This window comes from Haloplanus vescus (genome assembly GCF_900107665.1).
Classification (GTDB): domain Archaea; phylum Halobacteriota; class Halobacteria; order Halobacteriales; family Haloferacaceae; genus Haloplanus; species Haloplanus vescus.
This window is the reverse complement of record NZ_FNQT01000001.1, coordinates 211,970-235,507: the sequence shown is the minus strand read 5'-3', so window position 1 is coordinate 235,507 and position 23,538 is coordinate 211,970. Positions and strand designations below refer to the sequence as shown.

General features: G+C 67.5%; 23 protein-coding genes. 14 read left to right on the top strand and 9 right to left on the bottom strand.

Annotated features, from left to right (window positions below):
- Positions 1 to 51: 51 nt before the first annotated feature.
- The 7 genes from BLU18_RS01240 to BLU18_RS01210 all read left to right on the top strand — a co-directional run bounded on the left by BLU18_RS01240 (position 52) and on the right by BLU18_RS01210 (position 8,865).
- A complete protein-coding gene (locus BLU18_RS01240) occupies positions 52 to 1,014 on the top strand; it encodes an NADPH:quinone reductase (RefSeq protein WP_092630241.1) in 963 nt (320 codons plus the stop codon).
- Between the two features lie 40 nt (positions 1,015 to 1,054).
- A complete protein-coding gene (locus BLU18_RS01235; protein ID WP_176791155.1) occupies positions 1,055 to 2,428 on the top strand; it encodes an MEDS domain-containing protein in 1,374 nt (457 codons plus the stop codon).
- Between the two features lie 70 nt (positions 2,429 to 2,498).
- On the top strand, positions 2,499 to 3,842 hold the full coding sequence (locus BLU18_RS01230) for a sodium-dependent transporter (protein ID WP_092630235.1): 1,344 nt from the start codon (positions 2,499 to 2,501) through the stop codon (positions 3,840 to 3,842).
- Positions 3,843 to 3,957: 115 nt separating this feature from the next.
- Positions 3,958 to 5,382 carry a sodium-dependent transporter gene (locus BLU18_RS01225; protein ID WP_092630232.1) on the top strand — a complete coding sequence of 475 codons (1,425 nt, stop codon included), beginning with the start codon at positions 3,958 to 3,960 and terminating at the stop codon, positions 5,380 to 5,382.
- 72 nt (positions 5,383 to 5,454) lie between these two features.
- The gene (locus BLU18_RS01220; RefSeq protein ID WP_092633555.1) at positions 5,455 to 6,999 is read left to right on the top strand and encodes an acyl-CoA carboxylase subunit beta; all 1,545 of its coding nucleotides are present in this window, start codon (positions 5,455 to 5,457) and stop codon (positions 6,997 to 6,999) included.
- Positions 6,996 to 7,247: a DUF8022 family protein gene (locus tag BLU18_RS01215; protein WP_092630229.1), complete on the top strand. Its 252-nt coding sequence runs from the start codon at positions 6,996 to 6,998 to the stop codon at positions 7,245 to 7,247. The genes BLU18_RS01220 and BLU18_RS01215 overlap by 4 nt, the downstream gene beginning before the upstream one ends.
- Positions 7,248 to 7,308: 61 nt before the next feature.
- Positions 7,309 to 8,865: a sensor histidine kinase gene (locus BLU18_RS01210; RefSeq protein WP_092630225.1), complete on the top strand. Its 1,557-nt coding sequence runs from the start codon at positions 7,309 to 7,311 to the stop codon at positions 8,863 to 8,865.
- An 86-nt stretch (positions 8,866 to 8,951) separates the two neighbouring features.
- On the opposite strand, the gene BLU18_RS01205 is transcribed toward BLU18_RS01210, so the two are convergent.
- The 8 genes from BLU18_RS01205 to cofD all read right to left on the bottom strand — a co-directional run bounded on the left by BLU18_RS01205 (position 8,952) and on the right by cofD (position 15,710).
- Entirely contained in the window at positions 8,952 to 9,146 is a 195-nt protein-coding gene (locus tag BLU18_RS01205) for a 30S ribosomal protein S17e (RefSeq protein ID WP_092630222.1), read from the bottom strand.
- Between the two features lie 72 nt (positions 9,147 to 9,218).
- Positions 9,219 to 10,370 carry an ABC transporter substrate-binding protein gene (locus BLU18_RS01200; protein ID WP_092630219.1) on the bottom strand — a complete coding sequence of 384 codons (1,152 nt, stop codon included), beginning with the start codon at positions 10,368 to 10,370 and terminating at the stop codon, positions 9,219 to 9,221.
- Complete coding sequence (locus BLU18_RS01195) at positions 10,363 to 11,526, bottom strand: ABC transporter substrate-binding protein (RefSeq protein ID WP_092630216.1); 1,164 nt, start codon at positions 11,524 to 11,526, stop codon at positions 10,363 to 10,365. The genes BLU18_RS01200 and BLU18_RS01195 overlap by 8 nt, the downstream gene beginning before the upstream one ends.
- A gap of 66 nt (positions 11,527 to 11,592) precedes the next feature.
- A complete protein-coding gene (locus BLU18_RS01190) occupies positions 11,593 to 12,474 on the bottom strand; it encodes an FAD-dependent oxidoreductase (protein WP_092630212.1) in 882 nt (293 codons plus the stop codon).
- Positions 12,475 to 12,521: 47 nt separating this feature from the next.
- The gene (locus BLU18_RS01185; protein ID WP_092630209.1) at positions 12,522 to 13,121 is read right to left on the bottom strand and encodes a DUF447 domain-containing protein; all 600 of its coding nucleotides are present in this window, start codon (positions 13,119 to 13,121) and stop codon (positions 12,522 to 12,524) included.
- Complete coding sequence (locus tag BLU18_RS01180; RefSeq protein ID WP_092630206.1) at positions 13,118 to 13,972, bottom strand: triphosphoribosyl-dephospho-CoA synthase; 855 nt, start codon at positions 13,970 to 13,972, stop codon at positions 13,118 to 13,120. Before BLU18_RS01180 ends, BLU18_RS01185 begins: the two co-directional genes overlap by 4 nt.
- Complete coding sequence (locus BLU18_RS01175) at positions 13,969 to 14,718, bottom strand: tRNA-dihydrouridine synthase (protein ID WP_092630203.1); 750 nt, start codon at positions 14,716 to 14,718, stop codon at positions 13,969 to 13,971. Before BLU18_RS01175 ends, BLU18_RS01180 begins: the two co-directional genes overlap by 4 nt.
- Positions 14,718 to 15,710 carry a 2-phospho-L-lactate transferase gene (gene cofD, locus BLU18_RS01170; protein ID WP_092630199.1) on the bottom strand — a complete coding sequence of 331 codons (993 nt, stop codon included), beginning with the start codon at positions 15,708 to 15,710 and terminating at the stop codon, positions 14,718 to 14,720. Before cofD ends, BLU18_RS01175 begins: the two co-directional genes overlap by 1 nt.
- An 80-nt stretch (positions 15,711 to 15,790) precedes the next feature.
- Here cofD and BLU18_RS01165 point away from each other — a divergent pair, with 80 nt between their 5' ends.
- The 7 genes from BLU18_RS01165 (at position 15,791) to BLU18_RS01135 (ending at position 23,260) form a co-directional block, all read left to right on the top strand.
- On the top strand, positions 15,791 to 16,534 hold the full coding sequence (locus BLU18_RS01165) for a proteasome assembly chaperone family protein (protein ID WP_092630195.1): 744 nt from the start codon (positions 15,791 to 15,793) through the stop codon (positions 16,532 to 16,534).
- Between the two features lie 45 nt (positions 16,535 to 16,579).
- Positions 16,580 to 17,164, top strand: coding sequence for a nucleotide exchange factor GrpE (locus tag BLU18_RS01160; protein WP_092630192.1), 585 nt, complete (start codon positions 16,580 to 16,582; stop codon positions 17,162 to 17,164).
- Positions 17,165 to 17,322: 158 nt separating this feature from the next.
- Entirely contained in the window at positions 17,323 to 19,236 is a 1,914-nt protein-coding gene (gene dnaK, locus BLU18_RS01155; protein WP_092633553.1) for a molecular chaperone DnaK, read from the top strand.
- 49 nt (positions 19,237 to 19,285) lie between these two features.
- The gene (gene dnaJ, locus BLU18_RS01150; protein WP_092630189.1) at positions 19,286 to 20,437 is read left to right on the top strand and encodes a molecular chaperone DnaJ; all 1,152 of its coding nucleotides are present in this window, start codon (positions 19,286 to 19,288) and stop codon (positions 20,435 to 20,437) included.
- A complete protein-coding gene (locus BLU18_RS01145; RefSeq protein WP_092630186.1) occupies positions 20,438 to 21,121 on the top strand; it encodes an acyl-CoA synthetase family protein in 684 nt (227 codons plus the stop codon). It abuts the gene before it with no gap.
- A 66-nt stretch (positions 21,122 to 21,187) separates the two neighbouring features.
- Positions 21,188 to 22,588: a short-chain fatty acid transporter gene (locus BLU18_RS01140; RefSeq protein WP_092630183.1), complete on the top strand. Its 1,401-nt coding sequence runs from the start codon at positions 21,188 to 21,190 to the stop codon at positions 22,586 to 22,588.
- Positions 22,589 to 22,678: 90 nt separating this feature from the next.
- Positions 22,679 to 23,260, top strand: coding sequence for a GNAT family N-acetyltransferase (locus BLU18_RS01135; protein ID WP_092630179.1), 582 nt, complete (start codon positions 22,679 to 22,681; stop codon positions 23,258 to 23,260).
- Here the strand turns inward: BLU18_RS01135 and BLU18_RS01130 are convergent.
- On the bottom strand, positions 23,257 to 23,463 hold the full coding sequence (locus BLU18_RS01130) for a DUF8142 family protein (RefSeq protein ID WP_092630175.1): 207 nt from the start codon (positions 23,461 to 23,463) through the stop codon (positions 23,257 to 23,259). The genes BLU18_RS01135 and BLU18_RS01130 overlap by 4 nt on opposite strands.
- Positions 23,464 to 23,538: the final 75 nt, after the last annotated feature.

Genomic DNA, 23,538 nt, shown 5'->3' with positions numbered 1-23,538 from the left:
ACCCGCGACCGTTCGAGCAACTTTATTCGCACCCCGGCCATACGTCTTCCCATGCGCGCAGTCCGCTATCACGAACACGGTGGTCCCGAGGTACTGCAAGTCGACGATATCGACCGCCCCGACCCGGCGGCCGACGAAGTGCTCGTTGAGGTGGCGGCGGCGGGCATCAACCCCGTCGATACCTACTTCCGCGAGGGGTCGTACCAGCCCTTCACCCTCCCGATGATTCCGGGCGTCGACGCGGCGGGCGACGCCGTCGCCGTCGGCTCCGCTGTCGACGGAATCTCCGAGGGCGACGCCGTCGTCGCCACCGGACTGAGCAAGGACCACTACGGCGCCTGCGCCGAGTACGTCGCCGTCCCGACGGACCGCGTCGCGCGCCTCCCCGAGAGTGCCGACCCCGTCGCCGCCGGCGGTGCGGGCGTCGCGGCGGTAACGGCGTGGCGAGCGCTCGTCGACCACGCCGGCCTCGAACCGGCCGAGACGGCGCTGATTCACGGCGGGAGCGGCGGCGTCGGGCACGCGGCCGTCCAACTCGCCGACGCGGCGGGGGCGCGCGTCGTCACCACGGCGGCGCCGGAGTATCACGACCGCCTCGAAGCCCTCGGCGCCGACACCGTCCTCGATTACGGGCGCGACGACCTGCGTGACGCCGTCGTCGACGCGAGTGCGGGTGGGCCGGACGTGATTCTCGACCACCGACTCGACGACTACCTACAGTTCGACGCCGACGTGGCCGCCCACGACGGCCGGGTCGTCGGCATCGGCGAGAACCACCCCGAAATCGGGTTCACGAACGACGGTGTCGCTCGGAGCAAGGACCTCACGTTCCAGTTCATGAGCATGTTCAACACGCCGGACCTGAGCGACCCCCTCGGCCGCGTCGCGCACCTCCTCGGCGAGGGCGACATCGACATCAGCGTCGCGCGCACGTACGACCTCGACGAGGTGGCCGACGCCCACGAGGACGTGTTGGCCGACAGCTTCCTCGGCAAACTCGTCGTGACGCCGTAGGCATCACTTGTTTTACGTTGGATGCCTAACCTGTTCTGTGGTGAGCCAACGCTACGCCGACCGCACCCGGGTGGACCGTGAGAGTCCGGTGGTGGGGACAGTCGACGCCCTCCGGGGGGAGCTCGACCGGGCGGACCTTCCCAGACACCTCGCGTGTTTCTATCGCGCGCCACAGACCCAGCAGAAGGTCGCGGGAGCGTTCGTCAAACACGCGCTGGAAACCGGCAACCGATGTCTCTACTTCGCCGACGCCAACGACCGCTCGACGGTCCGGCGGGTCCTGCGAACGATGGACGTAGACGTCGACCGTCGACTCGACGCCGGTGACCTCGTCGTCCGAAGTGCGAGCGACGCCTACCAAGAGGCCGACTTCGACCCCGACAGGCTAATCGAGTTGCTCGAGAGCGCGTGCGAGGTGAGCGTCGACGAGGGCTACGACGGGGTCTGGGTGGCGGGCGAACTCACGTGGTGTTTCCACACCGACCTCTCGTACGACCACATCGTGGACTTCGAGGCGGACTTCGACGCTACGTGCCCCGACCTGCCGATTACGGCGCTGTGCCAGTACGACCTGACGCAGTTCAACGACGAATCCGTCGCCAAGGCCCTGTGGACCCACGAGCGAATCATCTACCGCTACACGCTCTGTGAGAACCCGTACTACGTCACGCCGGAGCAGTTCCGGTCCCAGCAGACGCGGCCGCTGAACGCACGCCTCATGCTGGAACAGATGCACAGTCTGACTCACGCGCGAAATCAAATCGAGCGCCACGAACAGCGCCTGTCGGTCGTCAACCGCATCCTCCGGCACAACATCCGCAACGATCTGAACGTCGTCAGCGGGATTCTGTCCTCGCTGGACAGTAGCGAGTCGCCGGGGGCGGCCCGATGGCTCGACACAGCGATAGACCACATCGAAGACATCGTGGAGATAGCCGACAAGGCCCGGTACGTCGAGCGGACGATAAGCACGTCACAGATGGAGCGGACGACGCTCGCACCGTTCGTCGCGGACGCCATCGAACGCGCCGAGGAGACGCGCCCGGACGCGACGCTGACGGTCAGGGGCGACGACGACGTGTCGGTGGTGACGGACACGAACTTCGACACCGCGCTCGGCGAACTGCTCGAATACGCGCTGGAGCGACAGGAAGCAGACACGCCGAGTCTCACGCTCGACGTGTCCGACCACCCGCCGGAGCGGGTCCGAATCGACATCAGCTACCCGGGACCGCCGGTTCCCAAGAACGACCGCGACGTGCTCACGAGCGGTTCCGAGACGCAGCTCCAACACTGCCGCGGGTTGGGGCTGTGGCTGGCAAAATGGATCGTCGAGAACGGACACGGTCGCCTCGAGTTCCCGGAGTCGGGGGACCCACAGATTCGCATCGAACTCTATCGGCGGTTCGACTGACGCTGGCAGGGGTCGCTTCTCCTAAATCGGACCGTGAGCCTTTTTTCGTATACGGATGATGGCTTAAGCCATGTCACAAACGCAACGAGACACCTGGACGACTCGCGTGGGGTTCATCCTCGCGGCCGTGGGGAGTGCGGTCGGCCTCGGTAACGTCTGGCAGTTCCCGTTCCAGACGGGGGCGAACGGTGGCGCCGCGTTCATCGTCGTCTACCTGGTCGCCGTCTTCCTCATCGGCTTCCCCGCGATGCTCGCGGAGTTCGTCGTCGGGCGACGGGCCGAACGCAACCCAATCGACGCCTTCGTCAGACTCGGGCATCGCAACTGGCGAATCGTCGGCGTGCTCGGGACGATATCCGCGTTCTGGATTCTCTCCTTTTACAGCGTCGTCGGCGGCTGGGTGATTCGCTACATCCTCGGCAGCGCCCGTGGCTCGTATTTCAGCGGCTCTGAAGCGTACTTCGGGTCCATCTCGGCCGGCCCGGAGGCTATCTTCTTCCACGCCGTCTTCATGGCGCTGGTCATCGGCGTCGTCGCCTTCGGCATCAGCGGCGGTATCGAGCGCTCGACGAAGCTCATGGTGCCGAGCATCGTCCTCCTCCTCGGCGGGCTGGCCGTCTGGGCGAGCACGCTCGACGGCGGCGCCGCGGGATACGTCTACTACCTCTCGCCCGACGTGAGTGCGCTCCGGGCCAACATCTGGACCATCCTCCCGGCGGCGGTGGGCCAGGCCTTCTTCACCCTCTCGCTCGGGATGGGCGCGATGATTACCTACGCGTCCTATCTCGGCCGTGACGACTCGCTGCCGGCGGACGGCGCGACCATCGTCGTCCTCAACACGCTGGTCGGCCTGCTCGCAGGACTGGTGGTCTTCCCCATCCTCTTCTCGCTGGGCGTCGAACCGGGCAGCGGCGGACTGGGTGCGGCGTTCATCACGCTCGCCGGTGCGTTCGCACAGCTGCCCGGCGGGCGAATCCTCGGCGTCGCCTTCTTCGTCGTGCTCTTGCTCGCGGCGCTGTCCTCGGCAATCAGCCTGCTGGAAGTCGTCACGTCGTATCTCGCCGACAACACCGATGTCTCGCGCCCGCGCATCGCCGTCGGTCTCGGGGCGGCCATCTTCGCCCTCGGAATTCCGAGCGCGTTCGGACTGTCGATTCTCGGCTGGTACAACGCCATCGCGTACAACCTCCTGCTCCCTCTGTCGGTGCTCTGCCTGCTCCTGTTCGTGGGGTGGGTCGACGCCGGCGATGCGGTCACCGAACTCCGCCGCGGGACGGGGTTGAGCGAGTCCAGCGCCCTCGCGTGGCTCTGGTTCGTCCGGACTATCGTCCCCCTCGGCGTGCTGGTGACGCTCCTCCTCGGCCTGCAGACCCTCGCCGTCGATGCAGGCCTGCTGGCCAACCCGGTCGTCTGAGAGGGGTTCTCGGCGCGTCGCCGTACGGTTCGGTACGCGCCGAACTGACGCCTGACAGTCACGACGGCGACTGCGACCCGAAACCCACTTGGGCCGCGTGCGCTGACCCGGAGGCATGGCACGAGAGACGTGGGCGACACGGACGGGATTCATTCTCGCTGCTGCGGGGAGCGCCGTCGGCCTCGGCAACATCTGGCGATTCCCGTGGATGACCGCAGACAACGGCGGCAGCGCCTTTCTGGCCGTCTACTTGCTCGTCGTACTGGGCGTCGGCGTCCCCGGCCTCCTGGGCGAGTTCGTCATCGGACGGCGTGCGCGGCGCAACCCGATGGGCGCCCTGCGCGACCTTTCGGGGTCGCGCTACTGGGGCGCCATCGGCGCCGTCTCGGCCGTGACCGGTGTCGCCCTGCTCTCGTTTTACAGCGTCGTCGGCGGGTGGATTCTGCGCTATCTACTGGTATCGATAGTCGGCCCCGTCACCGGCGGTGCACCGTATCTCGCGTCCCCCGGTCCGTACTTCGATAGCATCTCCTTTGGCGTGGAGGCCGCGCTCTTCCATCTCGGCTTTCTCGCCGTGACGGGCGGCATCGTCTTCGGCGGCGTCCGCCGCGGTATCGAACTCGGGACGAAGGTGATGGTGCCCGCCGTCCTCGTGCTCTTGGTCGGGATGGCCAGTTGGGTCGTCACCCAACCCGGTGCCGCCGCAGGCTATCAGTTCTTCCTCGAATTCGACCTCGCGACGCTGCAGGCGAACGCTGCGAGCGTCATCGCGCCGGCGGCAGGACAGGCGCTCTTCACGCTCTCCGTCGGCGCCGGGACGATGGTCACCTACGCCTCGTATCTCGGCGAGGACCGCTCGCTCCCCTTCGACGGCGCGGTCATTGCGTTGCTCAACACCGGCGTCGGCGTCCTCGCGGGACTCGTGGTGTTCCCACTCCTGTTCTCGCAGGGCGTCGACCCGGGCACGGGCGGCCCGGGCGCCCTGTTCGTCAGCATCGCGGGCGCGTTCGCGGCGCTGCCCGGCGGTGACCTCCTCGCCATCGTCTTCTTCGGCGTCGTCGCCCTCGCCGCCCTCTCGAGTTCGATTAGCATGCTCGAAATCCCGGTGGCCGTCCTCGTCGACGAGGGTGGCTGGTCGCGCGGGACCGCAGTCGGCGTGTTGCTCGCACTCACCGCCCTGACCGGCACGGTGACGGCGCTCAACCCGGCGCTGTTCGACTTCGTCGCCGGCACGCTCGCCGACCTGTTGCTCACGGGCGGCCTCCTCGCCTTCCTCCTGTTCGCGGGATGGGTGCTCGGCCCCGACTCCATCGAGGAGTACGTCGCCGGCGCGGGCGCACTCGGCGCCCGATTCGCGACGCCGTGGCTGTTCGCCATCGGCGTCGTCATCCCCATCTTCCTCGTGTTCACGCTGTTGACGACGGCCGGCCTCGACGCTCGAATCGGCGTCTGGCCCACGGTGGCCGCGGCGGCCGTTCTCGTCGGCGCCGTCCTCTTCGGCCTGACGCGCAACGCCTCGTGGCGCGGTGTCTGGCGATAGTCCGAGGGGCGGAATCCTTTTGCCAGTCCTCGAACCTTGTTAGGGGACGATGACAGGTGGTCGGCCATGACCATGGAGGACCGTATCGAGGAGCTCCGCGAGAAGCGGGAACGGGCGCTCCTCGGCGGGGGCGAGGACCGAATCGAATCCCAGCACTCGAAGGGCAAAAAGACCGCCCGTGAACGCATCGATTACTTCCTCGACGACGGCACGTTCCGCGAGTTCGACCAGTTTCGCACTCACCGAACCAACAAGTTCGGTATGGAGGAGCGAAAGCTGCCCGGCGACGGCGTGGTGACCGGATACGGCGAAGTCAACGGCCGCAAGACGTTCGTCTTCGCGCACGACTTCACGGTCTTCGGTGGCTCGCTCGGCGAAGTAATGTCGGAGAAAATCTGCAAGGTGATGGACAAGGCGATGGACGTGGGCGCGCCCATCGTCGGCCTCAACGACTCGGCCGGCGCCCGCATTCAGGAGGGCGTCCGCAGTCTCGCTGGCTTCACCGACATCTTCCACCGCAACCAGCAAGCCAGCGGCGTCGTCCCACAGATTTCTGGCATCATGGGTCCGTGTGCCGGCGGTGCCGTCTACTCTCCCGCCATCACCGACTTCGTCTTCATGGTCGAGGACACGAGCCACATGTTCATCACCGGCCCGGACGTCATCAAGACGGTCACGGGCGAGGAGGTGACCTTCGAGGAACTGGGCGGTGCCGGCACCCACTCCTCGCGGACCGGCGTCGCCCACCGCGCCTTCGAGGACGAGGAAGCCGCCCTCGACAACATCCGCCGACTCCTCTCGTATCTCCCGCAGAACAACGTCGAAGACCCGCCCCGCGTCGACCCGTGGGACGACCCCGAGCGCTCGGCGGACGAACTCACGAGCATCGTCCCCGACCAGCCACAGAAGCCCTACGACATGACGGACGTCATCGGCGGCGTCGTCGACGAGGGCTCCTTCTTCGAGATTCACGACAACTGGGCGACGAACATCGTCGTCGGCTTCGGCCGCCTCGACGGTCACTCGGTAGGCGTCGTCGCCAACCAACCCCGGTCGAACGCCGGGACGCTGACCGTCGACGCGAGCATGAAGGCCTCGCGGTTCGTCCGCTTCTGTGACGCGTTCAACGTCCCCATCCTCACCTTCGTCGACGTGCCCGGCTACATGCCCGGCACCGACCAAGAACACCGCGGCATCATCCGCCACGGTGCGAAACTACTGTACGCCTACTCCGAGGCGACGGTACCGCTTCTGACGGTCATCACCCGGAAGGCCTATGGCGGCGCCTACTGCGTCATGGCGTCGAAACACCTCGGCGCCGACGTGAACTACGCGTGGCCGACCGCCGAACTCGCCGTCATGGGGCCGGAGGGTGCGGTGAACGTCCTCTACAGCGACGAACTCGACGCGGCCGAGGACCCGGACGCCCGCCGGACCGCTCTCGTCGAGGAGTACCGCGAAGAGTTCGCTAACCCCTACACCGCCGCGGACCGCGGGTTCATCGACGACATCATCGAACCGCAGGACACCCGCGCGCGACTCGTCGACGACCTGCACATGCTCAAGACGAAACGCGAGGAGACGCCCGACAAGAAACACGGCAACATCCCGATATGAATCTCGACGTGCCAGACGACGCCGACGACGACGAGGCGGCGGCCATCGCCGCGGCCGTCGGCGCGTACCTCAACGACCGTTCGCGCGCCGCGGCTGCCGCGGCCACGACGAGCGACGACGAGACGTGGACTGACCGGAAGTGGGCGTTCGCTGGCCGCCTCGACAGCGTGCAGGGACGCGCGGCCCGCGTCACGGATTCGACGCCGACGGACTCCTGGACGGCGGCGGGTCGCACCGACCGCTTTTGACGACTGTCGGCCCGATATCACATCAGCAGGCATATACGTCCGCTAGCCCTAAATCGGCGTTGTGAGCGGAGAACGTGGGGAATCTAGTCGGGGGGTCGGGGACGGATACGACTCCATCACGCTCCTCGACGAGGGGACAGAGACCCCCGGCCTGACCGGCTGGCTGCAGGTCGCAATCGACGCCATCGAGCCCCCGTGGCGGCGTCGAATAGGTGGTGGCGTCGTCACCGGAGTCAGTCTCCTTTTGCTCGTCATTCCGATCTATCACCTCGATCAGCACGCGATAACCGTCGACGCCGTCGCCGGCGACGCCCTGCCGCTCGTGTTCGGGCTCATCCTGTTCGGCGTCGGGCTCTGGTTCGTCTGGGGGAGCGACGACGACGTGGGCGCGCTCGTATCTGCGTTCTGGGTCGCAGCAGGCGGGCTCGTCGCCACCGCCGTCGGGACGTACGTTCTCACCCTCCACATCTCGCACGGCCACAGCATCGACGCGCTGTGGTTTCTGGTCTACGACATCGCGGCGATGGGTGTGATGGGCGGGCTCGTCATCAGCCGCTACGACCTACGTACGCGCCGCCAACACGAGCGATTGAGACAGCGCGAACGCCAGCTTCACGCGGTGTTCGAGGGGACGCTCGACGCTCTCGTCATCGTCGACGACGAGCGACGCTACGTCGCTGCGAACCCCGCCGCCGCCGACCTGTTCGGCGTGGAACGGTCGGAGCTTATCGGCCGGCGCGTCGGCGAGCTCGCCGTCGAGTCGGAGCCCATCGACGCCCGGTGGGATGCGTTCCTCGAAGCCGGCGAGGCCCGCGGCGAAATCGACGTCATTCGCGCGGACGGCGAGCAACGGACCGTCGCGTTCGCTATGACGGCGAACGTCCTCCCCGGTCGCCACCTCTCGGCGATTCGGGACGTGACCGAACGAGCCGAACGCGAGGCGGCGCTCAGCCGAGAGCGCGCCCGCGTCGAGTTCCTCAATCGCCTCCTCCGGCACAACGTCCTCAACGGCATGAACCTCGTGCTGGCGAAGCTCGACCAGCTCGAATCCGCGGTGCCCGATGACAGCCGCGACGACCTGGAGACAGCTCGCCACCGGAGCGACGAAATCGTCGACTTGGTGCAGACGGCCCGCCGGCTGGCGACGGACGTGACGGAAGGACTCAGCGAGCAGACGATTAACGTGCGTGACCCGCTCCGTGATGCCGTCGAATCGGTGCGTTCGGCCTATCCCGATGCGACCGTGACGTGTGACTGTCCCGAGACGCCGACGTGGGTCCACGCCGACGGCATGGTCGAGACGGTGTTCGACAACCTCCTCACGAACGCAGTCCAGCACAACGACCCGGAGGACGTGACGGTGACCGTGAACGTGACCGTCGACGACGAGACGGTCACCGTCACCGTCGCTGACGACGGCGACGGGATGGCGCCCGCTCGCCTCGCGCGACTGTTCGACGACGAGGAGTTCACGCACACGCGTTCTTGGGGCGGCTTCGGTCTCTCTATCGTGCAGGCACTCGTCCACGAGTACGACGGCGACGTGTGGGCCGAGGCAAACGAGCCGAGGGGGACCGTCTTCAGCGTCGAACTCCGGCGCGCCGAGGCGCCGAACTGACGGCGGCAGTCAACATCTGACGATGGCTGCGAGAATCGCCTTAAGCCGCGGCTGGCCGCGGTGAGAGTACGGAAAAGTGGTTCCGATCAGGCGTTGGCCGCTGCGCTCGCCTTCTTGCGCGTGATGTAACCCGCGATGCGGTTTCGAACGCCCTTGGACTCGACGTTCGTCAGCTGAGATACGCTGTCCTTGTTGGTCTCGAAGTCGGTGTTGAACGCCTCCGGGTAGCGCTCCAGCAGGATCCCACCGAGCTGTTTGACGTATTTGGGTTTGATGGCCATATGCATCAATCTACGCGGCGCGTTTAGTAAAGTTTCGTCTTCGCAGCAGCGCCTCACCCGTGCTACCGTCCGTCACACCTCGCCGCGGATTGTCGACGCGACGCGCTCCCGGTCGAACAGTCGCTCCTCCGCGGGCAACTCGGGGTACGGACCGTCGATGTAGGTGGGCCACGCCCCGAACTGCTCGGGGAAGAGCTGCTTGGCCGTCATCTCCAACTGGAAGAGGTTCAGAATCGGCCCCTGGAATCGCGCCCCCTGCGCGTAGACGCGTTCGTTCTCGACGGCGGAGAGCTGCCGACCGACGGGGTGGGTGCGGAGTCGCTCGCGGGCGGCCGGAAGGTCCGTGTCCGGGTGCATGCCCCCGAGGCCGAGGAGGACGTCCGGGTCGGCTTCCAGCATCGCCTCCATGTCGACGGTGTCGCCGGACGAGATATCGGGGAACGCCTCGGTCAAGCCGAACGGGCGCGTGTGCGCCGTCAGATAGCCAGGGTTGTTCACCTTGTACGCGTAGATGGTGTCGAAATCCCGCGGGAGCGCCATCACGGCGCTCGGGCGCGCGTCTGCGGGCGGGAGGCGGTCCGCAATCGTCGCCAGCAACTCGTCGTGTATCTCGGCGAGGGCGGCGTACCGCTCCTGCGCTTGGAACACCTGCGACACCTTCTCGAACATCTCCCAGAGGCCGTAGTACCGGTAGCGGTCGGCCCAGTCGGCCGGCGGGTCGCCGTGGCGAGCGCTGTAGTAGTTGCCGAACCACGGGGCGACGTTCGTGGCTATCTCCTCGATGTCCGAGGACTGCCACCCGTCGAGCGCGGCCATGCCCGCCGGGTCGGCGAGGTGGACGTCGCTATCGAGTTCGTAGAGTTTCTCCTTGCGTGGATTCCACGAGGAGTATAGCCCCGACCAGTCGAGGGAGACGCCGTCGAGTCGGGGGGTGAACTGGTTCCAGAGCGCGTCGTAGTAGTCCGGCGCATGCATCGCATTCACGTCGTTGCCCCGGCCGAGCGCGAAGGCCATCCCCGCGAGGTGTGTGAGACGGGTGAAGATTCGTTCGGGGACGGCGTCGAACTCGACGGTCCCCATCGGCGCCATCGTCGCCGAGTGGGTTCCGGTCGTCGCGGGGGTGGTTTCGTCGCTCGCCTCGCTACCGGTACAGCCGGCGAACGCGCCCGCGACGACGGCGCCGCCGGCGGTCAGGTAGCGCCGGCGCGTCGTGGCGTCAGGCATCGTCGAACGCACCCGTGACGATGTCCGCGACGCGCTCCCGGTCGAACAGTTCGGCGTCGTCCGTCACCGCCCCGTATTCGTCGGGATACAGCTGCTTGGCGGCGCGTTCGGTCAGGAACAGGTTGTGGATGGGGCCCTGATGGAGGTAGCCGCCGCGGTAGACGCGCCCGTTCTGGACGGCGGTCAACTCACCGCCCACGGGGTGGTCCTGCATGTACGCGAGGACGGTGTCGCGGAACTCGGTCGCCGTCTTTCGCTCGTGGCCCCGGACGAGCATCACGTCGGGGTCGATTTCGAGGAGGTTCTCGTAGTCGAGTTCGCCCCGGTTGCTCGTGCTGAGGTTCTCCACGTCCGTGCCCGCGAGGGCGTCGGTGACGCCGAGGTCACGCCACTGCTTCTTGCTCGTGCCCTTGTCGTCGAGGCGGTACGGCGAGAACGTCTCCGGTTCGTCCGTCCCCTCGTAGGTGAGAAAGACCTCGGGGCGGTCGGATTCGGGCGGGAGATGCTCCTGTACGTCGGTGATGAACTCGTCGTGGAAGTCGGCGAAGGCGCGGTAGCGCGCCTGCGCTTGGAAGACCTCGGCGACCGTCTCGAACGCCTCGTAGAGCGTGTAATACTGGTAGTCGTGCCACTCGTCGGAGCGCCGGAAGATGAGGTTGCCGACGAACGGCGCGACGTTGGTCGCGATTTCGTCGACGTCCGCGGGGTCCCAGTCGAACCAGTTGACGAGCATCTGCGGGTCATAGAGATGCACGTCGCTGTCGAGTTGGTAGAACTGCTCTTTGGTCCGTACTTCAGGATTGGTCTCTATCTGCCCGCGGTCGACGCTCACACCGGGCAGGTCGTCGTAGACGGACGTGTAGTAGCGGTCCCCGTCGCCGACACCAGTCAGTCCGTCGGCCTGTCCGAGAGCGACCGCCATGTCGGCGAATCCGCCGTCGTAGGCGGCCCACGTGGACGGGACCGATTCGAACGTGACGTCGCCGACCGGCGCCATCGACACCGAGTAGGAGTCGGTCGCCGCGGACGCCTGCGTCGATTCGCGCTCGCCGCTGCCGGTACAGCCAGCCAGAACGCCGCCAGCGGCGACTGTACCGCCCCACAACAGGTACTGTCGCCGCGTCGACGCTCCGTGCACCTCGTCGTCTCTCGCCATGAATTTAGGCCTGCCTAAAAAAATATAACTACTTCGGTTTTTAGGCTTGCCTAAATAACTTCTCGCTCACTCGTTCGCCCGTCGTTCGGCTTCGATGTCGCGCGCCGCCGCGAGGATGCGGTCGTCGTCGACGTGGTCGAGGAGTCGGTCGTGGGCCCGTTCTCGCCGACGCTCGATGTCGGCCTCGGAGAGGTAGGTGTCGAGGCGCCGTGTCACGTCGCGGTCGCGCAACTCGGCGACTCGGTCCTCGGTGAGTCCGTAGTCGTCGGGCAGGCGGTCGTCGAACCACTCGCGCCAGCGGTCACGGTCGGCCCACGCGTCGTCGAGTTCCGACTCGCGGCGCCGCCAGTCGTAGTAGTTCGCCATCGAGTCCGGATACCCGCGGGAGCGCCGCACGGCCTCCACGAGGCTGATACCGACTCGCGCGCCGCGACCGGCGGCCATGCTGGCCTGATAGCCCGTGTCGCCGTACGGGGAAGCGACGAACAGGCCGTCCACCGGCGTCGCGCCGTCGGCGTCGGCGTAGTCGCGGTCGAATCGCTCCTCGCCGCCGCGAGTCGTGAACATCGCCTCGCCGTCGAGTGGGCGCAGGTACTCGCCGTCGTAGCGCGTGGCCGCGACGACCCACCGGGCCGTGACTGGGTCGCCCGCCTGCGGCATGACCCGGAAGCCCTCGCCGTCGCGCTCGACCGCTTCGACGAGGTCGTCAACGACCGAATAGCCGACCGACTCGGCGTGGTCGTGCATCAGTCCGTACAGCGTTTCGACGTCGATGCCACCGGGGAAGCCGAGGTAGTTTTCGAGGAAGGCACACCGCTGAATCGAGGAGCGCCCGCGGTCGAAAATCACGGTGTCGAGGCCGTATCTCGCGGCGAACAGTCCCGCCGAACATCCCGCCGGCCCGCCGCCGACGACGACCACGTCGTACTCGGTCGCGTCACTCACCATTGGATTTAGGCTAGCCTAAAACAATAAATCGGTTTCGGTCCGACCGGTTATTCGTCGGGCCGACGCTGTCGCCAGTCGGTGTACTCGTCGATGCGGGCGAACGCCTCACGCTCCGCGGGGCCGCCACACCGCTCGACGGTGTCGGCGAAGTAGTCGAGGCGGTCAAGGAGGGCCTCGGTGTCGTAGGCCGGCACGTCGAGGCGCGAGGCGGCCACCGTCGCGTCGATAACGGCGTAGAACCCGCGATTTATCGTCGGCACCGTCCGCTCACGGACCTCCGACGCCGTGGGCGTGAGCATCCAGCGCACCCACTCGGTGTCGCCCTCGGTGCCCGAATCGAGGCGACGGGCCTCCACCTCGACCCACGCGGCAGCGCCGTCCCGGACCGGTTCGTCCGTCTCCGTCACGTCAAGAGCGGCGTCGACGAACTCGCGTGGGTCGGTCGTGAACTGGACGACGCCCTCGCCCCGGCGCTCGAAGTTGCCACGAGTGCGCGTCTGCCCCCACGTCACGGCGGTCACGGGGTCGCCATCGCTCTCGGGCGCGTGCAGACCCAAGGCCGCCTGATTCCAGCGGTCGTTCGGCCCGAGCGTCGCCACGATGCTCTCGGTCACGCCGCGGAGGGCGACGGGCCACGCGTCGCTCACAGCGACACCCCCCGTTCGAGGACGATAAACGCCGTCGCGGCGGTGAGGTCGGCGGTCGTCCCGGGGTTGATTCCGTCGTCGACGAACTCCTCGGCGAGGGTCTCGGCGGCGTCTGGATTTCCGCGGACCTCCGCGGCGCGACGACTGACCTCCCTCGCTCGCTCCTCGCCGTGTTCGACCGCGACGAGCGTGTCCGGTCGCTCGGCGAGCAACTCGAGGAAGGCGCGGGCGAGGCGGTCGGTGACCGGGCCCTCGTCGTCGAGGACGCCGTCCGCAGCGGCAAAGGTGCGTTCGAACCCGCTCGTCCACTCGGCGGCGTTGCCGTCGTGGTCGGCGCCTCGTGCCATCACGTCTTCGAGCGTCAGTCCGCGTTCGCGGAGCGTGGGCACCGCGTCGGCACCGCGGCGCACGTCGAGTGCCGGCGCGTCTGCGGGCGGGTCGCCGACGGCGACGTCGACGTGTTCGAACGCCCGGTAGAAGGCGGCGGCGTCGTCGACGGTCGTCTCCGAGACGACGGCCGCCACGCCGTCCGGCGACAGGCGGTCCGTCGCCGCCGCGCGAACGAGTGGGACGAGGAGGAGGAGACAGCCGAACTGCGTGTTCCCGCCCGACTGCTGGCTCATGCCCCGGACGCCGCGCTCGAAGGCGTCACCGAGAGGGCCGTTCCCCGCAGCGCGTTCGAGTCCCGGACGCGACCCCACGGCGCCGGTCAGGAAGTGTTCGAAGCGCAGGTCGTCGTGGTCGCGCCGCCGGTCGACGTTCCCCGGTTTCGGCGTGGCCGCCACCTCCAACAGGAGGGCGAGTTCGGCGTGGTCGGCGGGCGACAGCTCGGGTCGCGGGTGGTCGCTCATCCGAACGCCCCCCGCTCGCCGGTGTCGCGGCGCGTCCAGTCGTCGACGGCGCGGGCGACGCGCTGGAGCACCGCCGGGTCGTCGCTGGGACGCCCGACGCTGACGCCGTCGGCGCCGTAGGCGAGGTACTCCCACGCCGTCGCCCGGTCGCGGACGCCGTTGTTGGCGAGGACGGCGGCGTCGGTGACGGCGGCCACGTCCGCGACGCGCGGTTCCGAGTCCATGGCGTCGACGTGGACGATGTCGGCGCCCGCGTCGTCGAGGCGTCGGGCGGTGGCGGGCAGGTCGACGCCCGCTACCTCCGCGCGCACCTTCACGCTCACCGTCGCGCCCGTCTCGCTGGCGGCGGCGACGTAGTCGGCGAGGCGGTCGGTGTCGCGGAGAAGCCGTTCGCCACAGCCCACGGCACAGAGTTCGTCCTGTCGGCAGTGGGCGTTGATTTCGATCACCGCGTCGTGTGCCGCACAGCGGGCGGCGACCGCACGAATCGGGTCGAGAGTCGCGCTGCGGACGTTCACGCCGGCGCGAATCGGCGCGTCGTCGAGGGCGGTGAGTTGGCGGTCGACGAAGGCGATGGGGTCCTCGGGGAGAAACTCCTCGCGCCCCCGCGCGACGAGTTGGCGGGCCGCCTCGCGTGACGCGTCGTCGACGGCGACGCCGCCGAGGAAGGCGAGGTCGGCGTGGGCGGCGCCGGCACGCGCCCACTCGGCGTCGGACTCCCCGCTGAGGCTGGCGAGAGCGAGCATCACGTCACCTCCGCCAGCGCGTCGGCGACGGCGCGAATCACCCGCCGTGCGTCCGCCGGCGTGTCGATTCGGGTGTCGGTGCGGACGGTCGGGCGGTCGAGGTCGGTGCCGTCGGCGTCGTCGAGGACGAAGGCGTCGACGAAGGGGTAGGCGGCGGCGACGCCGGCTGTCGACGGCTCACGTCCCGTCCCCGCCATGAGTTCGGCCGCGGGCCCGGAGAACACCTCGTCCTCGACGAAGGGGGAGACGGCGACGACGGGCGTGTCGGCGAGGGCGTCCTCGACGCCCGGGAGCGCGCGGATGGGGCCGATGCTCGTCACGGGGTTCGAGGGGCCGATGACGACCGGGTCCGAGAGGGCGTCGAGCACCGCGTCGGTCGGCTCGGCGGTCTGCGAACCGCGGAACTCCACGTCCTCGACCGCCGGGTCCGCGCGACGAGCGACCCAGTACTCCTGAAAGTGCATCGCGCCCGCGTCCGTGTGGACGATGGTCGCCACGGGGTCGTCGCTCATGGGGAGGAGGTCAACGTCAAGGTCGAAGGCCGTCGCCAACCGGTGTGTCACCTCGGTGAGCGAGTGGCCCTCGTCGAGGAGACTGGTGCGAGTGATGTGGACCGCTCGGTCGCGGTCGCCGATTTCCATGAACTCCGCGACGCCGGAGAAGCGACGCCAGCGAGCGAGGCGGCGGCCCGCAGTCTGTCGGTCCGAATCGAGATAGCGCGGGCCGGTATCGAGGCCGGCGGCGTCCGCCAGTCGGCGCAGTTCGTCGTGGGTCGCCGTCGTGTCGTCCGCGAGTCCCCACCACGTCTCCCGGTCGAGGACGTCACCGCCGCGAAAGAGGACGGTGTCGAGGTCCGGGCAGACGAGGTGGCCGCCGAGTTCCACGTCGTCGCCGGTGTTGGCGACGACGGTGAGTTCCTCGGGGTCGAACGCCGCGTCGGCCCCGTCGAGCAGTTTCGGGGTGCCCGTCCCGCCGGCGAGGAACGTAACCATGGACCGCGTAACACCCCCCTGGATTTGTGCCTTTGGGGATAGGCACCGCTTCTTTAGGTGCGCCGACGTGACGCGGCCGTATGAGCAACATCGACGTCCTCAGAGACGACGTGTCGCTCGACGAGCCGACGCTCGTCGAAGGGCTGCCGGGGGTCGGACTCGTCGGCAAGCTCGCGACCGACCACCTCGTCGAGACGTTCGACATGTGTCACTACGCGAACGTCACCTGCGACAGCCTGCCGCCGGTAGCGATGTACGAGGAGGGCGACCGCAACCTGTCGCCGCCGGTCCGGCTGTATGCCGACCCGGAGAAGGACCTGCTCGCCCTCCGCAGCGACGTGCCGGTCGCCCCGCCCGCGGCGCTCGAGTTCGCCGAGTGTCTGGGCGAGTGGACCGTCGCCGACGACGTGTTGCCCGTCTATCTCAGCGGCATCGGCCGCGAGCGTGAAGACGGCGAGACGCCCGCGCTGTACGGTGTCAGCACGGGCGGCGCGAGCGACCGACTGGACGCCGTCGACGTGTCTCCGCCCGAGGAAGCCGGACTGGTGTCGGGGCCGACGGGGGCGCTGTTGAGTCACGCCATCGAGACGGACACCCCCGCGCTCGGCCTCGTCGTCGAGGCCAGCCAGCGGTTCCCGGACCCGCAGGCGTCGGCGCATCTGCTGGAGGCCGGCATCGAACCCCTGCTCGACATCTCGGTCCCGGTGCAGGAGCTCACGGAGCGCGCCCAAGAGATACGACAGACCAAGCGCCGACTGGCCAAGCAGATGCAGAGCGCCGAGGAGGAGAGTTCGAAGGCCCGCCCCCTCGGAATGTATCAGTGACCGCGTTCTGCAAGCCTTAAGCGAGGCGAGGCGTTTCACTCGTGCATGACCGAGGAGACGGCCGACGAGATGGCGGCCGACGACGAAGCGGACGACGAGACGGCCGACCTCGCCGACCGGGTCGCGGAGTACGACGCGGAGCTCGGCTCGGCAGTCGCGGACCTCGAAGCGCGCGTCGAGACGCTCGAATCCGACCTGTCCGAGGCCGAAGCGCGCGCCGACGACATGGAATCCAAGCTGAAGCGCACGCAGGCCGACTTCCAGAACTACAAGAAACGCGCCAAGGAGCGCGAAGCGGAAATCAAAGAGCGGGCGACCGAAGACTTCGTCACCCGCCTCGTGCCGGTCCGCGACGACTTGGTGCGCGCCTTAGACCAAGACGAGGGCGTCGACATCCGCGACGGCGTCGAGTCGACGCTGGAGACGTTCGACCGCGTCCTCGAAGAGGAGAACGTGACGCCGATTCAGCCGGCGCCGGGCGAGGAAGTCGACCCGACGCGCCATCAGGTGATGATGCGCGTCGAGAGCGACCACCCCGAGGGCACCGTCGCCGACGTCTACCGTCCCGGGTACGAGATGGCGGGGAAAGTCATCCAAGAGGCGCAGGTGACGGTGAGCGAGGGCGAATAGCGACCACGCCCCGAGCCGAATTGCAGTTCTATATAAACGTATATGATGTGAGCCGTTCGCACGATTCCTAATCGGGAGACGTGAGCGGGGTGGTGGGGACTGGGGACTCACCCGGTCTAGTAACCTTTAACCGACAAAAGCCGGTATCAATGGACAAGATGGCGAGTAACAAAATTCTGGGAATCGACCTCGGGACCACGAACAGCGCGTTCGCGGTGATGGAGGGCGGCGACCCGGAGATTATCGTTAACGGCGAGGGCGACCGAACAACGCCCTCGGTCGTCGCGTTCACCGACGACGACGAGCGTCTCGTCGGTAAACCGGCGAAAAACCAGGCCGTCCAGAACCCCGAGCGCACGATTCAGTCCATCAAGCGCCACATGGGTGAGGACGACTACACCGTCGACATCGACGACGAGGATTACACGCCGGAGCAGATTTCGGCGATGATCCTCCAGAAAATCAAGCGGGACGCCGAGGAATACCTCGGCGACGACGTGGAGAAGGCCGTCATCACCGTCCCGGCGTACTTCAACGACCGCCAGCGTCAGGCGACGAAAGACGCCGGCGAAATCGCCGGCTTCGAGGTCGAACGCATCGTCAACGAGCCGACCGCGGCCTCGATGGCCTACGGCCTCGACGACGAGTCCGACCAGACCGTCCTCGTCTTCGACCTCGGGGGCGGCACGTTCGACGTGTCGGTCCTCGACCTCGGGGGCGGCGTCTACGAAGTCGTCGCCACGAACGGGGACAACGACCTCGGCGGCGACGACTGGGACCAGGCGATCATCGACCACCTCGCCGAGGAGTTCGAGAGCGACCACGGCGTCGACCTCCGCGAGGACCGACAGGCGCTCCAGCGGCTGAAAGACGCCGCCGAGGAAGCCAAGGTCGAACTGAGCAGCCGAAAGGAGACGGAGATCAACCTGCCGTTCATCACGGCGACCGACAGCGGCCCCATCCACCTCGAAACGTCGCTCACCCGCGCGAAGTTCGAGTCGCTGACGAGTGACCTGCTGGAGCGGACCGTCGAGCCGACCGAACAGGCCCTCTCCGACGCGGGCTACTCGAAAGGCGACATCGACGAGGTCATCCTCGTCGGCGGGTCGACGCGGATGCCGCAGGTCCAGGAGAAGGTCGAAGAGCTCGTCGGCAAGGAGCCGAAGAAGAACGTCAACCCGGACGAGGCCGTCGCGCTCGGCGCGGCGATTCAGGGTGGCGTCCTCGGCGGCGAAGTCGACGACATCGTCCTGCTGGACGTGACGCCGCTCTCGCTCGGTATCGAGGTCAAGGGTGGCCTGTTCGAGCGCCTCATCGACAAGAACACCACCATCCCGACCGAGGAGTCGAAGGTCTTCACCACCGCCGCGGACAACCAGACCTCGGTGCAGGTGCGCGTCTTCCAGGGCGAGCGCGAAATCGCCGAGGAGAACGAACTGCTCGGTGAGTTCCAGCTGACGGGCATCCCGCCCGCGCCCGCCGGAACGCCCCAGATCGAAGTCTCGTTCAACATCGACGAGAACGGCATCGTCAACGTCGAAGCCGAGGACAAGGGCTCCGGCAACGCCGAGTCCATCACCATCGAGGGCGGCGCCGGCCTCTCGGACGACGAAATCGAGCAGATGCAGGAGGAAGCCGAGAAACACGCCGAGGAGGACCAAGAGCGCCGCGAGCGCATCGAGGCCCGCAACGAGGCCGAGAGCGCCATCCAGCGCGCCGAGACGCTCCTCGAAGAGAACGAAGAGGAAGTCGACGAGGACCTCGTCGCGACCATCGAGGACGCTATCGCCGACGTTGAGGAAGTCCTCGAAGACGACGACGCCGACACCGAGGAGATTCAGTCGGCCACCGAGGCCCTCTCCGAGGAACTCCAGGAAATCGGCAAGCAGATGTACCAGGACCAGGCCCAGCAAGCCCAGGCCGGTGCGGGCGGTGCCGGCGCAGGCGCCGGTGCCGGCGGCATGGGCGGTATGGGCGGTGCCGGCCCCGGCGGCGCCGGCGGTCCCGATGCCGGCGGCGAGGAGTACGTCGACGCCGACTTCGAAGAGAAAGACGACGAAGACGACGCCTAGCGACGCCGAGCCGCGTTTTTCAAATAGGTCGCGACAGTAATCCACACAAATGACAGAGGACTTTTACGACGTACTCGGGGTGTCTCGTGACGCCGACGAGGACGAAATCCAGCAGGCGTATCGCGAGAAAGCCTCCGAATACCACCCCGACGTGAGCGACGACCCCAACGCCGAGGAGAAGTTCAAGAAGGCCAAGAAGGCGAAGGAGGTCCTCACGGACGAGGAGAAACGGCAGGCGTACGACCAGATGGGCCACGAGCGGTTCGAACAGGCCGAGAAGCGCGGCGGCTTCGACGGCGCCGGTGGTGCCGGCGGCGGCGCCCGTGGCAACCCCTTCGGCGGCGGGGGCGGCGGTGGCTTCGGCGACATCTTCGAACAGTTCTTCGGCGGCGGCGCCGGCGGCGGCAACCGTAACCGACCCCGACAGGGACAGGACCTCCGCACGTCGCTCCAGCTGGACCTGGAGGAGGCGTTCGAGGGGGTCGAACGCGAGTTCAGCGTCACGCGACCGACGCGGTGTGACGACTGTGACGGCGCCGGCCACCCGCCCGACGCCGACGCCGAGACGTGTCCCAACTGCGACGGGCAGGGGCAGGTCACGCAGGTTCAGCAGACGCCGCTCGGACGGGTGCAACAGACGAGCGCGTGTCGCCGGTGTGGCGGCGAGGGTACCCTCTACAGCGAGACGTGTTCGACCTGTGGCGGCGACGGGCAGGTGCGCGAGGAGTCGACGCTCTCGGTCGACATCCCCGCCGGCATCCGCGACGGACAGTCACTCCGCATGGAGCGAGAGGGCGCGCCCGGGCCGAACGGCGGCCCGAACGGCGACCTCCTCATCGAGGTGTCGGTCGCCGACCACCCGGACTTCGACCGCGAGGGCGACGACCTCCACCACCAGTACCCTATCTCGTTTCCGCAGGCGACCTTTGGCGACACCGTCGAGGTGTCGACGCTCGACGGCACCGTCGAGATGGACGTGCCCGCGGGAACCCAGAGCGGCGAAACCTTCCGACTCAAGGACAAGGGCATGCCGCGACTCCGCCGCCGCGGCCGCGGCGACCTCTACGTGCAGGTGCAGGTCGTGACGCCCGACAGCCTGAACGCCGAACAGCGCGAGGCCCTCGAGCAGTTCGCCGAAGCTGGCGGCGAGGAAGTCGACGTGAACGAGGGTTTCTTCGAGCGCATCAAGAGCAGCTTCTAGATGCGCGTCCTCGGCGACGTGGTCGGCCGCGAGCGCCGGTCCGACCGCACAGCGCTTCGTCTCGACGGGCGGCCCGACAGCTACAGCGACTTCTGTACGACGGCGTGGAAGGCAGGCCACGCCCTCAGCCACCTCGGCGTCCACGCGGGGTCGCGGGTCGCACTCGCGCCCGACGCGTCGCTCCCCGTGTTGACGACGCTGTTCGGCGCCGCGTGTCTCGGCGCGTGCGTGACCTTCGACACCGACGCCGAGGCTCGCGTCGTCCTCACGCCCGTCGACGAGGCGGTGGCCGACCGGCCCAGTCGAAAGCGCGTCGTCTACGGCGACGCACCCGACGACCCGAGCGTGACGTACTGGGAGCGCGTCGTCTGGAGCGAGAACCCCGTCGCCCCGCCGGGCGAGCGGTCGGCGGACGAAGCCGTGCTGGCGGACGATGGAGCGTCGCTCACGCACCGCGACGTCCTGACGGCGGCGAATCGCGTCGTCGAGCGAGCGGGCATCGATGCCGAGACGGCGGTGGCGCTGCGGGCGTCGCTTGCCGACCCGCGGGCAGTCGTCGCCGGCGTCGTCGCCCCACTCGTCGCCGGCGGGACAGTCGTCGTCGGCGACGCGGACGCGGACGTGGTCGTCGCCGACGACCCGGTCGCTACAGTTAATCTTTCTGATATTTCGTTCGGCGCCTGAGGCGTCTCGTTAACCTCGAACCGGGCATAGGTTTATGACGGATAATGATGTGGTGTGTGAACAGGTATGTCAGCCAGAGAGCGAGTCCAATCGTTCGGGCGGACGATGGCGGACTGGTCGGAACGCTGGGTTCCGAGTCCGTTCCTGTTCGCCGTCATTCTGACGCTCATCGCGTACGTAGCCGCGATAGTGTTCACGCCGGACGGACCGTATCAGAACATCCAGAACTGGTACGACGGGTTCTGGAGCCTCCTGACCTTCGCGATGCAGATGGTGCTGATTCTGGTCACGGGGTACGCCGTCGCCGACTCCGACTTCGTGAGTAGCTATCTAAACCGTCTCGCATCGGTGCCAGACACGAACACGCAGGCGGCGGCGCTGGTCGCTGCCGTCTCGCTCCTGTTCGGGTACTTCCACTGGGGCATCGGCCTCATCGTCGGGGCCATCTTCGCCATCTTCGTGGCGCGGGCGGGCCACGAACGTGGGAAGACGTTCCACTACCCGATTCTGTGTGCGGCCGGTTACACGAGTCAGACCATCTGGCACGTCGGGCCGTCGACGAGCGCCGGACTGCTCTCCGCGACGGAGGGCCATCCCTTCGTCGACACCATCGGCATCGTCCCGCTGAACGAGAGCGTCTTCACCGTCTACGCGTTCGGCATCGCCGTCCTCGTGTTCCTGACGGTGATTCCCGTCCTCGCCTTCCTCGCGCCGGAGGAGGAGGACGCGACGGGCATCGACGAGTACGCACCCAGCCTGCTCAAAGGCGAGTCGATGGACGAGGCAATCGACGACGACAACACGCGCGCGACGCAGGCCGAGGTGTCTCGGTCGCCCGCCGACCGCATCAACGACAGCCGAGCCATCGCGTACCTCATCGGCACCGGCATGATGGTGTACGTCATCCAGTACTTCGTCACCGCTGGCGGCATCGGCGAAGCCCTCGACCTCAACGTGTTCAACTTCACGTTCATCGCGCTGGGCCTGTTCTTGCACAAGACGCCCGCGGCGTACATGGAGACGATTCGCGACGCCACGGAGGGCGCTGCGGGCATCATCCTGCAGTTCCCCTTCTACGCGGGCATTCTCGGCATCATCAGTAATTCGGGGCTGTCCGACCTGATAGCGGAGGGGCTGCTCGCGGTGGCGACGCCGCAGACGTTCCCGGTCGTCGCGTGGCTCCTCGGTGGTGTCATGAACCTGTTCGTCCCGAGCGGTGGGGGCGAGTGGGGTATCATCGGCGGCGTCGTCGGGAGCGCAGCCGTCGAACTCGGCGTCCCGCCGGGGAAGGCCATCGTCGCCTACGGCGTTGGCGACATGTGGACGAACATGTTCCAGCCGTTCTGGGCGATTCCACTCCTCGGGCTGACGAAGATTCGAGCGCGCGACATCCTGGGCTACACCATCATCGTGATGTTCGTGCTGTTGCCGGTGTTCGCGCTCGGTCTGTACTTCCTCCCGTACTGAGCGGGAGGCTGGCGTGTCGTCGGCCGGCGGCGACACGCCGACGACGAGGGCCCGCAAATCCTTTTCACGCCGCGTTCTCTACGTCGGTGCATGTACGTCCGGGACGCCAAGAACCGAGACGAGGCCTGGTTGCTCGACCACATCGAGGAGATGGCGCTGGACGACGCCGCCTTCCGGTCCCGGGACTACGTCATCGCAGTCGATGAGGAGTCGAACGACCGGGCAGGCTTCGGTCGGATTCGCGTCCACAAGACCGACGAAGGCGACTACTGCGAACTCACCGGCATCGGCGTCCTCCCCGCGTGGCGCGGGCAGGGCGTCGGCGCACACGTCGTCGAACGACTGGTCGACACCGCGCGCGCCGAGGAGTTCGAGACAGTGTACTCGCTGACCGACCAGCCGGAGTATCTGGGCCAGTTCGGCTTCGAACCGGTCGAATCCAGCGCGCTCCCGGCGAAGATTCGTGAGCGCTTGGCGACCAAGCGAGAGACAGTCCAACCGGACGCCGTCGCGACGAGCGTCGGCGTCGACGAATTCGCTATGCCGGACCGGTTCCGCGAGATGTTCAAGAACGCGTCACCGCACGACGAGACGGACGACCAAGTCGAGGACGCAGAAGATTTCGGCATCGACCCCGACAGCGCGACCTACAAGTACGATACCGGGCGCTAAGTCCGGTCGTCGAGGAAGTCGGTGCTGAACGCGAGCCACGCCAGCACCGTACTGAAGAGGATAGGCGGCAGGATGGCGAACGCCCAGAGTGGCTCGATACCCCAAACCAGCAAGAGGAGCACGTCTGCGAGGCCGAGCAACAGGAACGGTGTCACCGCGAGGAGTGCCCGCCGCCGGTTGGGTGTGTCCTGCGAGAGTGCCATACTACGTCTGGAACGGGAGCGACCAAAAGCCCCTCGGGTCACGGCGTCGGGCGGAACTATATGACCCGATGGGCC